Annotated in this window: 22 protein-coding genes; 5 read left to right on the plus strand and 17 right to left on the minus strand. The window is 69.6% G+C overall.

The genetic code is table 11. The annotated features are described in order from the left end of the window. Window positions 1-12 precede the first annotated feature (12 nt). Window positions 13-216: a hypothetical protein gene (locus ACWFRJ_RS32430; protein ID WP_383270783.1), complete on the minus strand. Its 204-nt coding sequence runs from the start codon at window positions 214-216 to the stop codon at window positions 13-15. Between the two features lie 383 nt (window positions 217-599). Next, a complete protein-coding gene (locus ACWFRJ_RS32435) occupies window positions 600-881 on the minus strand; it encodes an acylphosphatase (RefSeq protein ID WP_383316858.1) in 282 nt (93 codons plus the stop codon). A gap of 131 nt (window positions 882-1012) precedes the next feature. Between ACWFRJ_RS32435 and ACWFRJ_RS32440 the strand changes: the two genes are divergently transcribed. Then, window positions 1013-1954, plus strand: a complete 942-nt coding sequence (locus ACWFRJ_RS32440; RefSeq protein ID WP_453539397.1) for a CAP domain-containing protein — start codon at window positions 1013-1015, stop codon at window positions 1952-1954. A 35-nt stretch (window positions 1955-1989) separates the two neighbouring features. Here ACWFRJ_RS32440 and ACWFRJ_RS32445 read toward each other — a convergent pair whose 3' ends face one another. Further along, window positions 1990-2589 carry a flavodoxin family protein gene (locus ACWFRJ_RS32445; RefSeq protein WP_453538981.1) on the minus strand — a complete coding sequence of 200 codons (600 nt, stop codon included), beginning with the start codon at window positions 2587-2589 and terminating at the stop codon, window positions 1990-1992. Between the two features lie 131 nt (window positions 2590-2720). Here ACWFRJ_RS32445 and ACWFRJ_RS32450 point away from each other — a divergent pair, with 131 nt between their 5' ends. Further along, complete coding sequence (locus tag ACWFRJ_RS32450; RefSeq protein WP_453538984.1) at window positions 2721-3143, plus strand: winged helix-turn-helix transcriptional regulator; 423 nt, start codon at window positions 2721-2723, stop codon at window positions 3141-3143. On the opposite strand, the gene mutM is transcribed toward ACWFRJ_RS32450, so the two are convergent. The 9 genes from mutM to ACWFRJ_RS32495 all read right to left on the minus strand — a co-directional run bounded on the left by mutM (window position 3113) and on the right by ACWFRJ_RS32495 (window position 12245). Further along, window positions 3113-3976 carry a bifunctional DNA-formamidopyrimidine glycosylase/DNA-(apurinic or apyrimidinic site) lyase gene (gene mutM, locus ACWFRJ_RS32455; RefSeq protein ID WP_453538987.1) on the minus strand — a complete coding sequence of 288 codons (864 nt, stop codon included), beginning with the start codon at window positions 3974-3976 and terminating at the stop codon, window positions 3113-3115. The two genes, ACWFRJ_RS32450 and mutM, sit on opposite strands and share 31 nt — an antisense overlap. 93 nt (window positions 3977-4069) lie before the next feature. Continuing rightward, window positions 4070-4897, minus strand: a complete 828-nt coding sequence (gene rnc, locus ACWFRJ_RS32460; protein WP_453538990.1) for a ribonuclease III — start codon at window positions 4895-4897, stop codon at window positions 4070-4072. 19 nt (window positions 4898-4916) lie between these two features. Further along, window positions 4917-5090 carry a 50S ribosomal protein L32 gene (gene rpmF, locus ACWFRJ_RS32465; RefSeq protein WP_003965982.1) on the minus strand — a complete coding sequence of 58 codons (174 nt, stop codon included), beginning with the start codon at window positions 5088-5090 and terminating at the stop codon, window positions 4917-4919. A 2-nt stretch (window positions 5091-5092) separates the two neighbouring features. Beyond that, window positions 5093-5737, minus strand: a complete 645-nt coding sequence (locus ACWFRJ_RS32470) for a YceD family protein (protein WP_453539400.1) — start codon at window positions 5735-5737, stop codon at window positions 5093-5095. A gap of 181 nt (window positions 5738-5918) precedes the next feature. Next, window positions 5919-7004, minus strand: a complete 1086-nt coding sequence (locus ACWFRJ_RS32475; RefSeq protein ID WP_453538993.1) for a DivIVA domain-containing protein — start codon at window positions 7002-7004, stop codon at window positions 5919-5921. A 130-nt stretch (window positions 7005-7134) separates the two neighbouring features. Then, complete coding sequence (gene coaD, locus ACWFRJ_RS32480) at window positions 7135-7614, minus strand: pantetheine-phosphate adenylyltransferase (RefSeq protein ID WP_453539403.1); 480 nt, start codon at window positions 7612-7614, stop codon at window positions 7135-7137. 26 nt (window positions 7615-7640) lie between these two features. Next, window positions 7641-8234, minus strand: a complete 594-nt coding sequence (rsmD, locus tag ACWFRJ_RS32485) for a 16S rRNA (guanine(966)-N(2))-methyltransferase RsmD (RefSeq protein ID WP_389909037.1) — start codon at window positions 8232-8234, stop codon at window positions 7641-7643. A gap of 46 nt (window positions 8235-8280) precedes the next feature. Then, a complete protein-coding gene (gene recG / locus ACWFRJ_RS32490) occupies window positions 8281-10491 on the minus strand; it encodes an ATP-dependent DNA helicase RecG (protein WP_453538996.1) in 2211 nt (736 codons plus the stop codon). Window positions 10492-10562: 71 nt separating this feature from the next. Continuing rightward, window positions 10563-12245 (minus strand): DAK2 domain-containing protein, encoded by a 1683-nt coding sequence (locus ACWFRJ_RS32495; RefSeq protein ID WP_453538999.1) that lies wholly within the window; start codon window positions 12243-12245, stop codon window positions 10563-10565. Window positions 12246-12463: 218 nt separating this feature from the next. On the opposite strand from ACWFRJ_RS32495, the gene rpmB reads away from it, so the two are divergent. Continuing rightward, the gene (gene rpmB, locus ACWFRJ_RS32500) at window positions 12464-12649 is read left to right on the plus strand and encodes a 50S ribosomal protein L28 (protein ID WP_160507429.1); all 186 of its coding nucleotides are present in this window, start codon (window positions 12464-12466) and stop codon (window positions 12647-12649) included. Window positions 12650-12739: 90 nt separating this feature from the next. Here the strand turns inward: rpmB and thiD are convergent, their stop codons facing one another. Further along, entirely contained in the window at window positions 12740-13555 is an 816-nt protein-coding gene (thiD, locus tag ACWFRJ_RS32505; protein WP_453539001.1) for a bifunctional hydroxymethylpyrimidine kinase/phosphomethylpyrimidine kinase, read from the minus strand. Further along, a complete protein-coding gene (locus ACWFRJ_RS32510) occupies window positions 13552-14520 on the minus strand; it encodes a thiamine-phosphate kinase (RefSeq protein ID WP_160507427.1) in 969 nt (322 codons plus the stop codon). Before ACWFRJ_RS32510 ends, thiD begins: the two co-directional genes overlap by 4 nt. 209 nt (window positions 14521-14729) lie before the next feature. Between ACWFRJ_RS32510 and ACWFRJ_RS32515 the strand changes: the two genes are divergently transcribed. Together ACWFRJ_RS32515 and ACWFRJ_RS32520 are read left to right on the plus strand one after the other, a co-directional pair. Further along, window positions 14730-14963: an Lrp/AsnC family transcriptional regulator gene (locus ACWFRJ_RS32515; protein WP_055698135.1), complete on the plus strand. Its 234-nt coding sequence runs from the start codon at window positions 14730-14732 to the stop codon at window positions 14961-14963. A 26-nt stretch (window positions 14964-14989) separates the two neighbouring features. Continuing rightward, a complete protein-coding gene (locus tag ACWFRJ_RS32520; RefSeq protein WP_453539406.1) occupies window positions 14990-15475 on the plus strand; it encodes a DUF3515 domain-containing protein in 486 nt (161 codons plus the stop codon). 63 nt (window positions 15476-15538) lie between these two features. Here ACWFRJ_RS32520 and ACWFRJ_RS32525 read toward each other — a convergent pair whose 3' ends face one another. From ACWFRJ_RS32525 to ACWFRJ_RS32535, 3 genes are read right to left on the minus strand one after another with little or no spacing between them, the layout of a single operon-like run. Further along, a complete protein-coding gene (locus ACWFRJ_RS32525; RefSeq protein WP_453539006.1) occupies window positions 15539-16720 on the minus strand; it encodes a D-alanine--D-alanine ligase family protein in 1182 nt (393 codons plus the stop codon). Between the two features lie 34 nt (window positions 16721-16754). Next, on the minus strand, window positions 16755-17765 hold the full coding sequence (locus ACWFRJ_RS32530; protein ID WP_453539009.1) for an NAD(P)H-dependent glycerol-3-phosphate dehydrogenase: 1011 nt from the start codon (window positions 17763-17765) through the stop codon (window positions 16755-16757). Continuing rightward, window positions 17762-18553, minus strand: coding sequence for a lysophospholipid acyltransferase family protein (locus tag ACWFRJ_RS32535; RefSeq protein WP_453539012.1), 792 nt, complete (start codon window positions 18551-18553; stop codon window positions 17762-17764). Before ACWFRJ_RS32535 ends, ACWFRJ_RS32530 begins: the two co-directional genes overlap by 4 nt.

Below are 18553 nucleotides of genomic sequence, written 5' to 3' on the forward strand. Positions count from 1 at the left end.
TGATGGCAGTGGTCAGGTGAGCGCAGGCTCCGCCTGGGGTACGTCGATGCCCTCGAGGAGCGATTCGTGAGAAGCGGCGACCGCAAGCGCGTCGTTCTCGGCCTGGATCTTTACGAGCTCAGATTCCAGGTCCTGGACACGCTGCTGGAGCCGTCGCATCTCGGCGAGAAGTCGCGGGTCAGAGCCGCCGACGTAACCGAGAAGCGCCTTTGCCATGATGGATGGTCCTCCACAATGAGTGACCGACCGAAGCGGTGTGGGTCGTGAGGGATTCGCACCCGCGGTGCTTGGCACTCGTTGTTCTTGCTAGGTCTTGCTGGCCGTTCTCACATGCCAAACAGCTAAGGTGCGCGGGGCTTTCAGAGTCTCACCAAAAAGTTTGACGGTCAACACGATCACGCCCCGTATTGGCGGGCAACCCGGGGGCCTGCGGCCGTAGGAACGGCGGCGCTGCCTCTGCTGCGGGGCCCTGGGGGCGTGTCGATCATCCTTCACCCGGGAGCCTGCCACGACGTACGGTTCTTGGCAACCACCAGGGCTTTCCTGCCCCGGGCAGTTGCCACAGACGCACCCGCACCGGTCCGTCGGGCAGCTCTTCGTCAGCGAATCGCGAACGTGTCGTAGATGCCGCGCGGAGTGTCCCAGATCTCAGTGACGCCGTCGACGCGGCCGGGTGTGTCGCCCTCGCGCAGCCAGTCGAGCAGTCCCTGGGCGCCCGCTCGGGCACCTTCGGCGACGACTTGCACACGGCCGTCGTCCAGATTGAGAGCAAAACCACTCAGGCCCCCGATCTCCAGAGCCTTGGCCCGCGTGAACCAGCGGAATCCCACGCCTTGCACCTGGCCACGCACCCAGGCCGTGACTCTGACTTCTTCGTTCATGGGTGCACGCTAACCGGCCAATTGCTCTCGGAGCACTTCGTCCCCATGCGCCATCGCGTACAGTCCCGAATCGATGAGCCTCACTCGTATGGGTGAGCCACTTTGACCGCCAGGACGAGGAAGGCCAGGAGATGGGACGCCACCGACGCTCCGGCGCAGGGGCAGCCGCCACCGGCCGCGCCACAGGGGTCTCCGACAGATACGCGGGCGAGCACGCCGGCGTCCCGGAGCCCCGCCCCGCCACCGTGTCACACCGCCGCAGGGGCCGCGCCACACCGGTGCGCACCGGCCTGCTCGGTGTGTCGGCAGCCGTCGCGATGGGCGCCGTGGCCGTCGCCTCCGGCCTTGTCCCCGGCGCCGACAACTTCTCCCTGGGCGGTGGCGGCGACTCGAACAAGGTCCGCTCCGCGGGATCCCCCTCCGAGGTGGCCCCCCAGGGCGGCGAGAACGGCACCGCCGACCGCGAGTCGGCTCCGCCGAGCCGCGACTCCGAGCGCGCCGACGCCCCGGACCCGTCCCCCTCGCAGTCCACCGCCACCGAGAAGCCCTCGGCCGAGCCGTCGAAGAAGCCGTCGTCCAAGGCGCCCGCGCCCGAGACTGGCGGGAAGAAGAAGACGACGGCGCCCCCGAGCCCCTCGCGCACCCCCTCCGAGAAGCCGAAGGCTCCGCCGGCCAGCTCGAAGTCGCCGTCCGCCGAGAGCGCCGCGGAGGCCGCGGTGCTCACGCTGGTCAACGAGGAGCGGGCCAAGGTGGGCTGCTCCCCCGTGCGCGCGGACGCCTCGCTGGCCTCGCTCGCCGGAGCGTTCAGCGAGGACATGGCCGAGCGGGACTTCTTCGACCACACCGACCCGGACGGCGCGACCCCGTGGGACCGCGCCGAGAAGGCCGGGATATCGGATCTCGGCGGCGAGAACATCGCGCGCGGCCAGGCCAACGCCCAGTCCGTGATGGACGCCTGGATGAACAGCGCGGGACACCGGGCCAACATCCTCAACTGCGACTACAAGACCCTGGGCGTCGGTGCGCACTTCGCGCCGGGCGGCCCTTGGTGGACGCAGGACTTCGGCTTCTAGGCTTCCAGGGCTTCCAGCCAGGAACCCGCGGCGTCTCAGGCCGCGACAGTCGCAGCAGCAGCCCGCCCCGTCACGAACACCCGCGCGGTCTCCGTGACCCGGCGGCCGAGGTGCTCGGCCGTGGCGATGTCCGCCTTGTGCACGCCTTCCGGACCCTCGTCGGAATTGGTCTGCGCGGCGGCCCCCGAGAAGAAGCCAAGACGGTTGAGGTCGTGCTCGGAGCCCTGCGTGGAGTTCCAGCCCGGGGTCAGGCCGAGGCTCACCCAGTGCATCGCGTGCTGTGCCGCGAGCGTCTGGAAGAACTGCAGGGTGTGCAGCTTGTCGCCGCTCTTGGAACCGGAGTTGGTGAATCCGGCGGCCAGCTTGTCGTGCCACGCCTTGGCGAACCAGCGCTTCGACGAGGCCTCTGCGAAGACGTGGAAGGCGCCGGACGCGGTACCCATGTAGGTGGGCGAGCCGAAGATGATCGCGTCCGCGGCGTCGAGCAGCTCCCACTCGGCTTCGGTGATCTCGTCGACCTTGATCAGGTGCACGGTGGCGCCCGCGTCGGCGGCACCGGCGCGGACCGCCTCGGCGACGACGGCGGTGTGGCCGTAGCCGGAGTGATAGGCGATCGCGACGACAGGGCTTGTCATGGTGGGTGCTCCTCGTGAGGCAGGACTCGGCAGGACCGGCCGGACGGACGCCGAGCGGTGACTGAAGGAAAGCACTAACTTCTAGTTAGCGCAACCCGACGGCAAGCGCTGCGCGGGAGTATGCTGAATACATGGATTCGTGTACCGAAAGCGCCCAGGACATGGCTGACACGGCCGCGCAGGACTTGGCGTACAACGTGTTCTCCAAGCAGTGCCCCTCGCGCGGCACCCTGGAGCACGTCACCGGACGCTGGGGCGCGCTCACCCTGGGCGCGCTGCACGACGGCACGTTCCGGTTCAACGAACTGCGCCGCAGGGTCGACGGCGTGAGCGAGAAGATGCTGTCCCAGACCCTGCACGCCCTTGAGCGCGACGGCCTGGTGCACCGCGAGGCGCAGCCCACCAATCCGCCGCGCGTGGAGTATCAACTCACCCCGCTGGGACGGGACATCACCGACCGCCTGATGAACCTCATCCACTGCGTGGAGGGCAGGATGGACGGCGTGCTCGAAGCGCGCGAGCGCTACGACAGCGTGGCGACCGGCGGCCGCTGACAGCGCGGGCAGAAGTAGCTGGAGCGGTTCATCCAGGAGCGTCGGCGCATCGCCGTACCGCAGCGGCGGCACGGTTCGTCCTCACGTCCATAGGCGTCGAGCGACCGCTCGAAGTACCCGGACTCGCCGTTCACGTTCACGTACAGGCTGTCGAAGCTCGTGCCGCCGACGGCGAGGGCCGCGTTCATCACATCCCGTACGTGGCCCAGGAGTTCAGCCGTGCGCGGGCGCGTGAACGTGGCGGTGGGCCGCTCGTAGTGCAGCTTCGACCGCCAAAGAGCCTCGTCCGCGTAGATGTTGCCGACCCCGCTGATCAACGACTGGTCGAGCAGCGCGCGTTTGATCGTCGTACGACGGCGGCGCAGCGCGGCGTGGAAGGCCGCGTCGTCGAACAGCTCGTCGAGCGGGTCGCGCGCGATGTGCGCGATGACGTCCGGCAGCCCGTCCGGAGTGTTCGCGTGCAGGGAGAGCCCGCCGAAGGTGCGCTGGTCGACGAAGCGCAGCTCGGTGCCGAGCTCGTCGGCGAACCGCATCCGGATCCGCAGGTGCTTCTCGTCGGGGGCCTCTTGGGGCTGCACCAGCAGCTGCCCGCTCATGCCGAGATGGGCGAGGATCGAGGTGCCGCTGTCCTCGATCGGCAGCCAGAGATACTTCCCGCGCCGCATCGCCGTACCGACCCGGTGCCCCTTGAGGCGGTGCCCGAAGTCCGCACCGCCCGCGATGTGCCGCCGTACGGAGCGCGGATGCAGGACCTCGACATCGGCGACGGTGCGATCGGTCACCCACCGCGCCAGACCACGCCGGACGACTTCGACCTCGGGCAGCTCGGGCATTGACTACTCCGGGTAATCACATGGGTGGGTGCGGCGAAAAAGGCTGGTGCCGACCACCCGAAGGGCGACCGGCACCAGCCAGTAAATCAACTGTCAGGCGGACGGGGCGTCGGTGCCCCCGTCATCCTCCACAGCAGTGGTAACGACAGCAGCACCCGCGGCGGCTTCCGCCGCCGCGATCCGCTCATCCGCGGCAGCGCTGATCTCGCGCCAGGCGGACTCCGCGGCTTGCTGCTCCGCTTCCTTCTTGCTGCGGCCGGTGCCGGTGCCGTACGAGACGCCTCCGACGCGGGCGGCAGCAGTAAAGGTCTTCTCGTGGTCCGGGCCGCTCTCCGTGACGAGGTACTCGGGAACGCCGAGGCTCTCGGTCGCGGTGAGCTCCTGGAGGCTGGTTTTCCAGTCCAGGCCCGCGCCCAGGTTCGAGGACCTGTCGATCAGCGGGTCGAAGAGCCGGTGCACCAGCTCACCCGCCGCGTCCAGACCCTGGTCCAGATAGACCGCGCCGATCACCGCTTCAAGGGTGTCGGCGAGGATGGATGCCTTGTCCCGGCCACCCGTGCCCTCTTCGCCCCGGCCGAGCCGGATGAAGAGACCGAGTTCGAGGCCGCGACTGACCTCCGCCAGCGCACGCGAATTGACCACCGCGGCCCGCAACTTGGCCAGCTGGCCTTCGGGCAGGTCGGGGTGGGTGCGATAGAGCGTGTCCGTGACGACGAGTCCGAGCACCGAGTCCCCGAGGAACTCGAGCCGTTCATTCGTCGGCAGACCGCCGTTCTCGTACGCGTACGAACGGTGGGTCAGTGCACGCACCAGAAGGGCGGACTCGAGTTTGTACCCGAGCCGCCCTTCCAAAAGCGTGTGGGACGAGGCCGTGTTTTCCGCCTGCTTCTTGGCGTCATCCGCCGTTTTGTGGCTAGACACGGTGCCTCTCACCAGCCGCTCAGACCTCGAGGACCTGGCGCTTGTTGTACGTGCCGCAGCTCGGGCACGCGATGTGCTGCAGCTTCGGCTCCTGGCAACGCTCACACGAAACCAGAGTGGGGACCGCAGCCTTCCACTGCGACCGGCGGTGGCGCGTGTTGCTGCGCGACATCTTCCGCTTCGGAACAGCCACGGCTACTTCTCCTGCTTCTCGTCGACGCCGGCTTCGGCGCCGCTCACGTCGTCCTTCTCGCCGTCCTGGATGGTCCCGGCGAGTCCCTGCAGTGCCGCCCAACGAATGTCGGCGACGTCGTGGTGATGCTCCGGGTCGTCAGCGAGCCGTGCTCCGCACTGGGAACACAGGCCCGGACAGTCGTCCCGGCACACCGGCTGCATCGGCAGTGCGAGCACTACCGCGTCACGCAGCACAGCCTCGAGGTCGAACAAGCCGTCCTCGAGATAAAGCCTGTCCTCGTCTTCCTCGGCGTCGTCGGCCGGTTCCGCGGTGCGGCTCCGGTCGTCGGCGTCAGGGTACGAGAACATCTCCTGGAAATCCGCGTCCACCTCAAGCTTCAGCGGCTCCAGACACCTTACGCACTCCCCCTCGGCCGTTGCACGGGCGGTGCCTGTGACAAGCACCCCTTCCATGACCGACTCAAGGCGGATCTCCAGCTCGACCGGGGCGCCCGCAGGCACTCCGATGACCCCGTCGATGCCGAAGACACCCGGAGAACCGGGGGCCTCGACGGAACGGGTCAGCCGCTGCAGCGCACCAGGACGCCGACCCAGCTCGTGTGTGTCGAACACGAGTGGGTTTCGGTGGTCAAGGTGAGTGCTCAGGGCTGGTCCTGCTTTCGAATCCTGGAAGTTCAAGGAGGGCCGCCCCCGTCGTGAGCTTCGCTCACTAGCCGGGCAGCCTGGATCGCGGACGTACGCGCGACCGAACAGCCAGGATACTGGACCATTCGCTCTCGGCCCAATCCGGTCCCCATCCGGTCCCGGGCCCGCCTCCGAGCAGGCTCTAGCGGCCCTGCTCGTACTGGCGCAGCTGCTCCGCCGTGATCATGCCGGTGTCGAAGAGGCTGGTCTCGTCGAGCACGCCGGGGGCCTGCTGCTGCTGGTGCTGTTGTTGTTGCTGCGGATCCCCGTACCCCTGCTGCTGCATCTGGTCGTACCCCTGCTGCGGGTAGCCGTACGGATCCTGCTGCTGGTAGCCGTACGGGTCCTGCTGGGCGTACTGCTGCTGGTAGGCGTACTGGTCCTGCTGCTGGTAGCCGTAAGGGTCGGGCTCCTGCTGGGGCGGGGCGTACGGCTGCTGCACGGGAATCTGCGGGGCCGCCTGGGGCGGCTGCGGGGCGACGGGCGCGGGGGCCACCGGCGCCGCGGGCGCCGTCGGGTCGGTGAGGCCCGCGAGGTACTCGGCGTCCGTGGTGTGCCCCTGCGGGCCGAGGCCCTCGGCGAGGCCCGCGAGATCGTCCGCGGGCGCACGGCCGTGCAGGGTCTGACGGCCGCGGCCGACCGCCTCCAGGGTCTTGGCGAGGACGGCCTCGAAGGCGCCGAGCTTGACGTCGACATACGCGTCCGCGTCCCGGCGCAGGGTCTCGGGGTCGTGGCTGCGCTCCGGGGCGTCCTCGTCCTCGTAACCCTGCTCGTCGAGGCCGGGACCGGTGCCCAGGAGCTTCTCGCGGCCGCGGCCGACCGAGCCGAGTGTCTTGGTGAGGACGACCTCGAAGTTCGCGAGCTTGCTGTCCACGTAGTCGTCGGCCTCGACGCGGACCTCGTCGGCGGCCTGCCGGGCCTCCGCGAGGATGCGCTCGGCCTCGCCCTGGGAGTTGCGGGCGACCTCCGTGTCGGAGATCAGCGAACCGCGCTCGGCGTGCGCGGTCTCGATGATCCGGTCCGCTTCCTGGCGGGCCTGCTCGACCAGCTGCTCGCGGCCGCCGATGAGCTCCTGGGCCTGGGCGAGGGACCCGGGCAGTGCCTCGCGCACCTCTTCGAGCATCGACAGGAGATCGGCGCGGTTGACCACGCACGAGGCCGACATGGGCATCGACCGGGCGCTGCCGACCGCCTCGACGATCTCGTCGATCTTCTTCTGTACGTCCACCGTGCGCTCGCCACTCTCTACAGCTGGTTGGAGACGGACGGCACGACTGTAAGGCCAGTCGGCTGCCGTACGACACCGGATGACGGGCCATCAGTCCGCACGAAGGCCCGACGACGCCCCGTCCGGGACGTCACTTCTTGCCGATGCGCTCCGTCAGCGCCTCGTGGACCACCGGCGGCAGCAGGTGGGCGACGTCGCCGCCCCAGGCGGCGACCTCCTTGACGAGCGAGGAGGAGAGGAAGCTGTAGGTGGGGTTGGTCGGCACGAAGAGGGTCTCGACGCCCGAGAGGCCGTTGTTCATCTGGGCCATCTGCAGCTCGTAGTCGAAATCGCTGACCGCGCGCAGGCCCTTCACGATGGCCGGAATGTCGCGCTGCTTGCAGAAGTCGACGAGGAGGCCGTGGAAGGACTCGACCTCGACGTTGCCGAAGTCGGCGGTGACCTCGCGGATCAGCTCTATCCGCTCTTCGACGGTGAACAGGCCCTTCTTCGACTGATTGATCATCACCGCGACGTGCACCACGTCGTACAGCCTGGAGGCGCGGGCGATGATGTCGAGGTGTCCATTGGTGATGGGGTCGAATGACCCCGGACAGACGGCGCGGCGCAACTGAAGTCCCTCGCTCTCCGGTCCGGTCATGGCGCGATCACTGAGTCGTCGCACGTAGAGGCGGCGCGACCGTACCAAAACGTGGCTTCGCCGTACCGACGGGACCTCAGTGCTTCGAAGCCGTCGGGCCAACCGAATTCTCCGCCCCTGGTACTGCGCTCAACGGTGACGAGCGCATCGCCGGTGAGCCAGCCCTCCGCACGGAGTGTGAGCAGGATCTCGCGAAGATCGTCATCGGTGACGACGTACGGAGGGTCGAGGAAGACCAGGTCGTACGGGGCCGTGGGGGCGCCGCCCTGGACGATCTGGGTGGCTTTGCCCGCCCTGACCTCGGCGCCGGGCAGGCCGATGGCCTTCACGTTCTCCCTGATCGTGCGCACCGCGCGGGCGTCGGTCTCGACGAGCAGGGCGTGGCTCGCGCCGCGCGAGAGCGCTTCGAGGCCGATGGCTCCGGACCCGGCGTACAGGTCGAGGACGCGCGCCTCGTCCAGCGTGCCCTGCAGGGCCTGCCAGGTGGAGAACAGGCCCTCGCGCGCCCGGTCGGACGTGGGCCGTGTGCCGGTTCCCGGCGGGACGGCGAGGAGACGTCCGCCGGCCACACCGGCGATCACGCGGGTCATCTGAGTCCTTGTCGGTGTACGTACGGGAAGATCCGGCCTCAGTCTCTCAGCCCTTGTCGAGGTACTGCTCGCGCTCGTCGTCCAGGAGGGCGTCCAGGGCCGTGCGCAGCTCGGGCAGGTGCTCCAGGTCGGGGTCGCGGGACACGACCGCGACGGCCTCCTCGCGGGCCTCGGCGATGATCTCCTCGTCCTCGATGACCGCGAGCATGCGCAGGCTGGAGCGGACGCCGGACTGCGCCTGCCCCAGTACGTCGCCCTCGCGGCGCTGCTCCAGGTCGATCCGGGAGAGCTCGAAGCCGTCGAGCGTCGCGGCCACGGCTCCGAGGCGGGCGCGGGCGGGGCTCGCCTCGGCCATGTCGGTGACCAGGAGGCAGAGGCCGGGGGCCGAGCCACGGCCGACGCGGCCGCGCAGCTGGTGCAGCTGCGATACGCCGAAACGGTCGGCGTCCATGATCACCATGGCGGTGGCGTTCGGGACGTTCACGCCGACCTCGATGACCGTCGTCGCGACCAGGACCTGGGTCTCGCCCGAGGCGAAGCGGCGCATCACCGCGTCCTTGTCGTCGGGCTGCATGCGGCCGTGCAGGATCTCCACCTTGAGGCCGCTCAGCGGGCCGCGGGAGAGCTGCTCGGCGACCTCGATGACGGCGAGCGGTGGCCTCTTCTCGGCGGTGGCCTCTTCTTCGGCCTTCTTCTTGGCCTTCTTCGCGTCATCGTCCTCGTCGCCGATCCGGGGACAGACCACGTACGCCTGATGGCCGTTCTCGACCTCCTCGCGCACGCGCTCCCACGCGCGCGCCAGGAAGTGGGGCTTGTCCTCGGCCGGTACGACATGGGTGGCGATCGGCGAACGGCCCGCGGGGAGCTGGTCGAGGACCGAGGTCTCCAGGTCGCCGAAGACCGTCATCGCGACCGTGCGCGGAATGGGTGTGGCCGTCATGACGAGGAGGTGCGGGGGCTGCTTGCCCTTGCCGCGCAGGGCGTCGCGCTGCTCGACCCCGAAGCGGTGCTGTTCGTCGACGACGACGAGGCCCAGGTCGTGGAACTGGACCTTGTCCTCGATCAGCGCGTGCGTGCCGATGACGACCCCGGCCTCGCCGGTGACCAGGTCGAGCAGGGCCTGACGGCGGCCCGCCATGCCCATCGAGCCGGTGAGCAGAGTGACCTTGGTGCCCTGGTCCGAGCCGCCGAGCATGCCGCCCTCGGCGAGCTCGCCCATCATCTCGGTGATCGAGCGGTGATGCTGCTGGGCGAGGACCTCGGTGGGCGCGAGCATCGCGGCCTGCCCGCCCGCGTCCACGACGGCGAGCATGGCGCGCAGCGCGACCATCGTCTTTCCGGAACCGACCTCCCCCTGGAGGAGGCGGTGCATCGGGTGCTCGGTGGCGAGGTCGTCGAAGATCTCCTTGGAGACCTTCTCCTGGCCCTCGGTGAGGGTGAAGGGCAGCTTGGCGTCGAACGCGTCGAGCAGGCCTCCCTCGCGGGGGCGGCGGGCGATCGCGGGGAGTTGCGCGTCCGCGTACCTCCGGCGGGCCAGGGCGACTTGCAGGACGAAGGCCTCGTCCCACTTCAGGCGGTCGCGGGCGGATTCGATGTCCGCCTTCGTATGCGGCCGGTGGATCTTCAGGAGCGCTTCGGGGAGCGGGATCAGATCCCGGCCGTCGCGCAGGCTCGGCGGCAGCGGGTCGACAGCCTCCTGGGCGCTGGGCAGGACCGCGTCGACGGACTTGGCGATCTTCCAGGACTCCAGCTTGGCGGTGGCCGGATAGATCGGGATGAGGGCTCCGGCCCAGGAGTCCACGGCGTCCTCGGCCCCGGCGGGGTTGTCCGGGTCGCCCTTCAGGAGTTCGTACGCGGGGTGCGCGAGCTGCATCTTGCGGTTGAAGACGGACGCCTTGCCCGCGAACATCGCGCGCGTGCCGGGCAGCAGGTCCTTGTGCGGCTTGTGGATGCCGCGCCCGAAGAAGACGAGCTGGAGCTGGCCGCTGCCGTCGGTGATCGTCACTTCGAGGCGCTGGCCCCTGCCGCCGTTGAACGTCAGGATGCGCGCCGTCGCGACCTGGGCGACCACCGTGACGTGCTCGTCGAGGGGCAGGTCGGCGAGGCGGGTGAGCTCACCCCGCTCCGCGTACTTGCGCGGATAGTGGTGCAGCAGGTCGCCGACCGTGTGCAGGTCGAGGTGCTCGGCCATCACCTTCGCGGTGGCGGGACCGACCACTTTCTTCAGGGGTTCTTCGAGCGCGGGCACGAGATCCATTGCACACCACCGCACTGACAATTCGGCGTACGTCTGTGAAATCCGCTGGTCAGGGCCATCGTGAAGATCGGTTACTCCACGCCGATAAGGAGCAGGGCCGACTGACGTCCACCCCGGTAGACCACCGTGTCGACCGCCAGATGCGCCTCGCGCACATGCTTCTCCAGCTCGTCGCCGAGGCTGTCCGGCACGTTCTCGCCGAGCACCAGCGTGACCAACTCGCCGCCCGCGGCCAGCATCCGGTCAAGGACGGAGCGCGCGGTGCGTGTGGTGTCGTCGCCGATCACCGCCACGTCGCCGTCGATCAGACCGAGGACGTCACCGGCCTGGCAGATGCCCGCCATGGTCCACGACTGCCGCTCGGCGAGGGCCAGTTCGGCGTACCGGGTCGCACCGGCCGCCGATGTCATCGCGACGACGTCCTCGTCGAAGCGGCGGTCCGGCTCGTGCACGGCGAGCGCCGCGATGCCCTGGACCGCAGACCGGGTGGGGATGAGCGCGACGCGCACCCCTTCGGTGCGGGCCTGTTCAGCGGCGGCGGCAGCGGTGTGGCGCAGCTCGGCGTCGTTCGGCAGGAGCACCACCTCGCGCGCGTGGGCGCGCCGGATGGCGTCGACGAGCTCGCCGCTGGCGGGCGGCTCCCCTGGGCGCGTGGGCACCGTGGTCGCCCCTGCCTCGGTGTAGAGACCGGCGAGCCCCTCCCCCGGTACGACGGCGACGATCCCGCGCTGCGTACGTTCCCGGGGCGGCTGCGCGGCGCCGGCGGTGTGCGCGTCACCCACTCCGAAGTGGGTGACGCGGATGCGGTGGGGCCGCCCCGCCTCGACGCCCGCCTCGACGGCGGCCCCGGCGTCGTCGACATGGACGTGGACGTTCCACAGCCCGTCACCGCCGACGACGACGAGTGAGTCACCGAGCCCGTCGAGCCGCGTCCGCAGCCGCGCCACGGCCTTGTCGTCGGCCTCAAGGAGGTAGATCACCTCGAAGGCGGGGGCTGCGGCGGCGGCCGGGGCGTCCTGGCACTCGATGGGTTCCACGCGCGCGTGGCCGCCCGAAGCCGTCGTCTTCAGATGAGGGGAGGCAGCCTTCAGACGCACCGTCTCCCCCGACAGCGCCCCCACCAGCGCCCCGAGCACCGCCACGAGCCCGCGCCCTCCGGCGTCCACCACTCCCGCACGGCCGAGCACCGCGAGCTGCTCCGGCGTCGCGTCGAGGGCCCGGCACGCGCTGTCGTAGGCGGCCCGCGCCACCACCCCGCAGTCGCCGTCGGCACCGCAGGCCGCGTCGGCAGCGGCGGCGGCCACCGTGAGGACCGTGCCCTCGACGGGGTGCGCGACCGCTTGGTACGCGGACTCGGCGGCCCGGCGCAACGCGAGCGCGAGGGCACGGCCGTCGGCGTGATCAGTGTCACGGTCGGCGCCGAGCACCTGCGCCATCCCGCGCAGCAGCTGGGACAGGATCGTGCCCGAGTTCCCGCGGGCCCCGATCAGGGCGCCGTGCGCCATCGCCCGCACGGCCTCGGCCAGCGAGGGACGGGACGGCTCCAGGCCCGTGAAGACGGCGTCGACGGCCTGGGAGGCCGATTCCACGGTCAGATAGAGATTGGTTCCGGTGTCTCCGTCCGCGACCGGGTAGACGTTGATCGCGTCTATCTCCTCGCGGGCCCCTCCCAGGGCGTCCAGAGCGAGGCCGCACCAGGCGCGCACCGCGACGGCGTCGAGGTTCTGCGGCACCTGCTCGCCTCCTAAGGGCATCCGGAATGGACGCAGCGTAGACCGGGAAGGCCGAAAGGCCCGGGGCGGGGCCGGGGCGAGACATGGTAGTTTCGTTCTACCGAAGCAGTCGTTGTATGCTGCTCCGGTTGCCCGATACCCATCGGGACATTCCTCCTGGCAACGCCACCCACGATCATTGCACTGATCCCGGCATGCCGGGATTACCCGTAAGTGCATCTGAAGTCTTGGAGTGACCCGTGGCTGCCAACTGCGACGTCTGCGGCAAGGGGCCGAGCTTCGGCAACAACATCTCGCACTCTCACCGCCGTACGTCCCGTCGCTGGAACCCGAACATCCAGCGCGTTCGTGCCGTGGTCAGCGGGACGCCGAAGCGGCTCAATGCCTGCACCTCGTGCATCAAGGCCGGCAAGGTCTCGCGCTGACGTCAGCGCGGCCACCTAGCTGGTTGCTGAAAGAGCCGGTCCCCTTCGGGGGACCGGCTCTTTCGTGTGCCCGTAAATGCCCGCCAGTACTTACTGCCCCCTGAACCGCCACCCGTGATCCACAGGCCCGATCCCGCCGCCGAGCGCGAACCCGGCCTCGATCGCCCCGGTCACGTACTCCTTCGCCGCCGCGACGGCCTCCGGGACCGGAAGCCCCTTGGCCAAGTGCGAGGCGATGGCGCTGGCGAGGGTGCAGCCCGTGCCGTGCGTGTGGCGGTTGTCGTGCCGTGGCGCGCGCAGCCAGTGCTCGTCGGAGCCGTCGGTGAGCAGGTCCACCGCGTCGCCCCGCAGGTGGCCGCCCTTGATGAGCGCCCACCGCGGCCCGTACGCCAGGAGGGCCACAGCCGCTCGCCGCATCCCGTCCTCGGACTCGACCTGGACGCCCGTGAGCTGTGCGACCTCGTCGAGGTTCGGGGTCGCGACGGTGGCGACGGGGAGCAGTTTCGTACGGACGGAGTCGAGTGCGGATGCGGCCAGGAGGGAGTCGCCGTGCTTGGAGACGCCCACCGGGTCGACGACCGAGGGGGCGTCCGTTTCCGCGATCAACTCGGCGACCGTCTCGACCAGTTCGGCCGATGCCAGCATGCCGGTCTTGACGGCTTGGACGCCGATGTCGTCGACGACGCTGCGGTACTGCGCGCGCACCGCCTCCACCGGAAGCTCCCAAACGCCCTGTACGCCAAGGGAGTTCTGCGCCGTGACGGCCGTGACGACGCTCATGCCGTGCGTGCCGAGCGCCAGCATCGTCTTCAAGTCGGCCTGGATGCCCGCGCCGCCGCCGGAGTCGGATCCGGCGACGGTCAGGACACGGGGCGGGGCCTTGGCCGCACCGAGGGCCGTACTCACTCCATGTCCCCGTTGTCGCCGAAGTGGTCCCAGCCCTTGCTGGTCCAGGGCGCCCCGTCCACCGTCACCTGCGGCAGGGCCGAGGGGTTGAGGACCTCGCCGATGACCTTCCAGCGGGCGGGCAGCTTCACGTCGGGCGGGAACGTCGCCACTATGGCGTGGTCCTCTCCGCCGTTGAGCACCCATTGCAGCGGGTCGACGCCGACGGCCTGGCCGATGTCGTTCATCTGGGAGGGCACGTCGACGTCCCCGGAGCGGATGTCGATGCGCACCTTGCTCGACTCGGCGATGTGGCCGAGGTCGGCGATGAGGCCGTCGCTCACGTCCGTCATCGAGGTCGCGCCGAGACCGGCTGCCGCGGGGCCCGCGTGGTACGGCGGTTCGGGCCTGCGGTGGGCCTCGACGAAGGCGCGGGGCGAGCGGAAGCCACGCGAGAGGACCGCGTGCCCGGCGGCGGACCAGCCCAACCAGCCGGTGACGGCGACGACATCGCCCGGCTGGGCGCCCGCGCGGGTGACCGGCTCGTGGTTGCGCAGATCGCCGAGCGCGGTGATCGCGACGGTGATCGTGTCACCGCGTACGACGTCGCCGCCCACGACCGCCGCTCCCGCGACCTGGCATTCGTCCCGCAGGCCGTCCATGAGCTCGGTGGGCCAGCTCGCGGGGAGTTCGGCGGGGACGACGAGGCCGAGGAGGAGCGCGGTCGGTACGGCGCCCATGGCGGCGATGTCGGCGAGGTTCTGTGCGGCGGCCTTGCGGCCCACGTCGTACGCGGTGGACCAGTCGCGGCGGAAGTGGCGCCCTTCGAGGAGGATGTCGGTGCTCGCCACGACCCTGCGGTCGGGAGCCGACACGACGGCGGCGTCATCGCCCGGGCCGAGCCGGACGGCCGGGGTGGAGGTGAGCCGAGAGGTGAGTTCCCTGATGAGTCCGAACTCCCCCAACTCGCCGACGGTTCCCTTCACCGGGACTCACCATGCCCTTTCACGCTGCTCGGCCCGCGGTCGCGAGCCGTCACTGTCATAGGTACGGTCGAGACGACCGTCAACTTGTGTTGTCCGTCCACCGCGAAGTGCGCGCCACAGCTGCCTCGGGTCTCCCCGCGGGAAGCAGCGACGCGGTACCGTGGCGTCCCTTCTCCCCACATGATCCTCGTGGCCGCCCTGGAGGTTCCGTGGTACAGGCGTACATCCTGATCCAAACAGAGGTCGGCAAGGCGTCGACCGTCGCCGAGCTGATCGGCAAGATCCCAGGAGTGATCCAGGCCGAGGACGTGACCGGTCCCTACGATGTCATCGTGCGCGCCCAGGCGGACACGGTGGACGAACTCGGCCGCATGGTGGTCGCCAGAGTCCAGCAAGTGGACGGCATCACCCGGACCCTGACCTGCCCCGTCGTGCACTTGTAGCCCCCGTCTACCCTTGGCCGGTGAAGATTTCCCCTCGCCGGCGTCGCTGCCTGGTATCAGCCCCCGCTCTCGCACTGCTGATCGCTTCAGCGGGCTGCTCCTCAGCAGACGAAGGGGTTGACGCTGCGGTTCCCACTCCGGACAGCAAGGTCACCGAACTGTGCCGGAACCTGGACAAGCAGCTGCCGAAGAAGGTGGACGGTCTTGAGCGGGTTGATCCCGAGCCGAAGTCGGAGCTGACCGCCGGGTGGGGAGACCCGGCGATCATACTGCGCTGCGGTGTCGCCAAACCGCCCGAGATGAACGACCCGGAAGCGGACGGTGTGACGGCGGACGGCGTCAACTGGCTGCTCGAGGAGCAGGACGACGGTTCGTTCCGCTTCACCTCCACGCTGCGCAAGGCGTACGTGGAGGTGACCCTGCCCAAGGAGCGCGCGCAGAGCGGCGTGGGCCCGCTCACGGACTTCGCCGCCCCCATGAAGAAGGCGATCCCCGAGGGGATCGCCTCCTAGCTCCGCTGAGCCTTCTCAGCTCCGCAGACCCTTCTTAGCTCCGCAGAGCCCTCGCGGGAGGTGCTAGCGCAGCCCCGTCGACCGGTCGAGGGCCGCCTGGATCAGGCGGTCGACCAGTTCCGGATAGCTGAGGCCGCTCGCTTCCCACATCTGCGGGTACATCGAGATGGGCGTGAAGCCCGGCATCGTGTTGATCTCGTTGATGACGAACTGCCCGTCATCGGTGAGGAAGAAGTCCGCGCGCACCAGGCCCTCGCAGGAGGTGGCCTCGAAGGCGTCGACCGCGAGCCGCTGGATCTCGGCGGTCTGCTCGGGCGTCAGCGGGGCGGGCACGATCCCGGGGGTCGAGTCGATGTACTTCGCCTCGAAGTCGTAGTAGTCGTGCGACTGCACCGGCGGGATCTCGGCGGGCAGGCTCGCGCGCGGCCCGTCCTCGAACTCCAGGACCCCGCACTCGATCTCACGGCCGCGCAGGAGCGACTCGACGAGGATCTTGGGGTCGTGGCGGCGGGCCTCCTCCAGGGCCTCGTCGAGACCTTCGAAGGAGTCGACCTTCGTGATGCCCATCGAAGAGCCCCCGCGCGCGGGCTTGATGAACAGCGGCCAGCCGTGGTCGCCGGCGAACTCCGCGATCTTCTTGCGGGCGCCCTCCTGGTCGCGGTCCCACTCGCGCGGGCGGATCACCAGGTACGGGCCGACGGGCAGACCGAACGAGATGAACACCCGCTTCATGTACTCCTTGTCCTGGCCGACGGCCGACGCGAGCACTCCGGCGCCCACGTAGGGCACTCCGGAGAGCTCGAGGAGTCCCTGGAGGGTGCCGTCCTCGCCGTAAGGGCCGTGCAGCATCGGGAAGACGACGTCGACCTCGCCGAGCGCCTTGGGCACGGAGCCCGGCTCGCTGTAGACGACCTCGCGGTTGTTCGGGTCCAGGGGCATCACGACGCCGCCGTCGGCCGAATCGGCGAGCTCGTCGACGTTGGGCACCCGGCGGTCGGTGATCGCCATGCGGTCGGGATCGTCGGCGGTCAGCGCCCACCGGCCGTCCGTCGTGATGCCGATGGGCAGGACGTCGTACTTGGTGCGGTCGATGGCACGCAGCACGGCGCCCGCCGTGACGACCGAGATGCCGTGCTCCGAGCTGCGGCCGCCGAACACGACGGCCACACGCGGCTTGCGGAGCGGCAGCTCAGAGCTCTGCTCGGGGCGCGGCTCGGGGCTCTGGGGGAGGTTCTCGCTGCTCATATCGGGTTGAGGGTACCCGCTGGTCCTCGGAGAGTCAGCGCCGCTCGGGCTTGGCGCTGCGCGACATCAGCTCCTTGAGGGCGACCACCGGCGGCGTGCCCTCGTGCACGATGCCCACGACCGTCTCGGTGATGGGCATGTCGACGCCGTGCCTGCGGCCCAGTTCAAGGACGGACTCGCAGGACTTGACGCCCTCGGCGGTCTGCTTGGTGACCGCGATGGTCTCCTCGAGCGTCATGCCCTTGCCGAGGTTCGTGCCGAAGGTGTGGTTGCGCGAAAGCGGCGACGAGCAGGTGGCCACCAGGTCGCCGAGGCCCGCGAGTCCGGAGAACGTCAGCGGGTCCGCGCCCAGTGCCAGGCCCAGACGGGTGGTCTCGGCGAGGCCGCGGGTGATGAGCGAGCCCTTGGTGTTGTCGCCCAGGCCCATCCCGTCCGCGATGCCGACGGCGAGGCCGATGACGTTCTTGACGGCGCCGCCGAGCTCGCAGCCGACGACGTCCGTGTTCGTGTACGGGCGGAAGTACGGCGTGTGGCAGGCGGTCTGCAGGCGCTGCGCGATCGATTCGTCGCGGCAGGCGACCACGGCGGCGGCGGGCTGCCTCGCGGCGATCTCGCGGGCGAGGTTGGGTCCTGTGACGACGGCGACGCGGTCGGCGGCGACCTTCGTGACGTCCTCGATGACCTCGCTCATCCGCATCGCGGAGCCCAGTTCGACGCCCTTCATGAGGGAGACGAGCACGGTGTCGGGGGCGAGCAGCGGCGCCCACTCGGCGAGGTTGGCGCGCAGCGTCTGCGAGGGCACGGCGAGCACGGTGAAGTCGGCGCCGGCCGCGGCCCGAGCCGGGTCGGTGGTCGCCCTGAGGTTCGCGGGGAGTTCGACGTCGGGGAGGTAGTCGGGGTTCCTGCGCGAGGAGTTGATCGCGTCCGCGAGTTCGGCGCGGCGGCCCCACAGGGTGACGTCGCACCCCGCGTCGGCGAGCACCATGCCGAAGGCAGTACCCCAAGAGCCCGTTCCGAAGACGGCGGCCTTCACCGGGTTCGTCACTTGCTGTCCTCCGTGGTGTTCTCAGGGGTGTTCTCGGCAACGCCGCGACCACTGCGGTCCGCTGCCTTGCGTCGTTGTGCGAGCCGCGCCTTGCGCGGGTCGTACGGGGTCTCGGGGGCCTTCTCCTCCCGGATCTCCTCCAGGAGTTCGGTGACCGCGCCCATGATGGTCTCGGTCACCTCCCGCAGGATCTCGGGGGTGGGCTCCTTGTCGTAGAAGCGCGAGAGGTCGACCGGTCTTCCCGCGAGGACCTGGAGCTTCTTGCGCGGGAAGAGGCTGAGCTTCTTGCTGTACGGCGGAAGCGCGAGGTTGGCGCCCCATTGCGCCACTGGGATGACGGGGCACTTGGTCCGCAGGGCGACCCGCGCGGCACCGGACTTGCCGGTCATCGGCCACACTTCGGGGTCCCTGGTGAGGGTGCCCTCGGGGTAGAACGCCACGCATTCGCCGCGCTCGATCGCGTCGACCGCGGCACGGAACGCGTCGAGCGCGTTCGTGGTCTCGCGGTAGACCGGGATCTGGCCCGTGCCCTTCATGACCTTGCCGACGAACCCGTCCTTGAAAAGGCCGTCCTTCGCCAGGAAACGAGGGACTCGTCCGCTGTTGTACTGAAAATGAGCGTACGAGAGGGGGTCGATATACGAGTTGTGATTCACCGCGGTGATGAATCCACCGTCGGCCGGAATGTGTTCCATTCCCCGCCAGTCCCGCTTGAAGAAAACCACCAGAGGCGGTTTGGCGATGACCGCCGCCAGGCGGTACCAGAAGCCGATTCTGCGGCGGGACAC

Source organism: Streptomyces sp. NPDC055239 (assembly GCF_053606205.1).

Coding starts and splice junctions, on each gene's coding strand:
- ACWFRJ_RS32495 (WP_453538999.1), bottom strand. CDS start 12,245: ATGCCCTTAGGAGGCGAGCAGGTGCCGCAGAACCTCGACGCCGTCGCG.
- recG (WP_453538996.1), bottom strand. CDS start 10,491: ATGGATCTCGTGCCCGCGCTCGAAGAACCCCTGAAGAAAGTGGTCGGT.
- ACWFRJ_RS32435 (WP_383316858.1), bottom strand. CDS start 881: ATGAACGAAGAAGTCAGAGTCACGGCCTGGGTGCGTGGCCAGGTGCAA.
- ACWFRJ_RS32430 (WP_383270783.1), bottom strand. CDS start 216: ATGGCAAAGGCGCTTCTCGGTTACGTCGGCGGCTCTGACCCGCGACTT.
- ACWFRJ_RS32450 (WP_453538984.1), top strand. CDS start 2,721: ATGGATTCGTGTACCGAAAGCGCCCAGGACATGGCTGACACGGCCGCG.
- ACWFRJ_RS32525 (WP_453539006.1), bottom strand. CDS start 16,720: ATGAGCAGCGAGAACCTCCCCCAGAGCCCCGAGCCGCGCCCCGAGCAG.
- ACWFRJ_RS32440 (WP_453539397.1), top strand. CDS start 1,013: ATGGGACGCCACCGACGCTCCGGCGCAGGGGCAGCCGCCACCGGCCGC.
- ACWFRJ_RS32445 (WP_453538981.1), bottom strand. CDS start 2,589: ATGACAAGCCCTGTCGTCGCGATCGCCTATCACTCCGGCTACGGCCAC.
- mutM (WP_453538987.1), bottom strand. CDS start 3,976: ATGCCCGAGCTGCCCGAGGTCGAAGTCGTCCGGCGTGGTCTGGCGCGG.
- rsmD (WP_389909037.1), bottom strand. CDS start 8,234: ATGACCCGCGTGATCGCCGGTGTGGCCGGCGGACGTCTCCTCGCCGTC.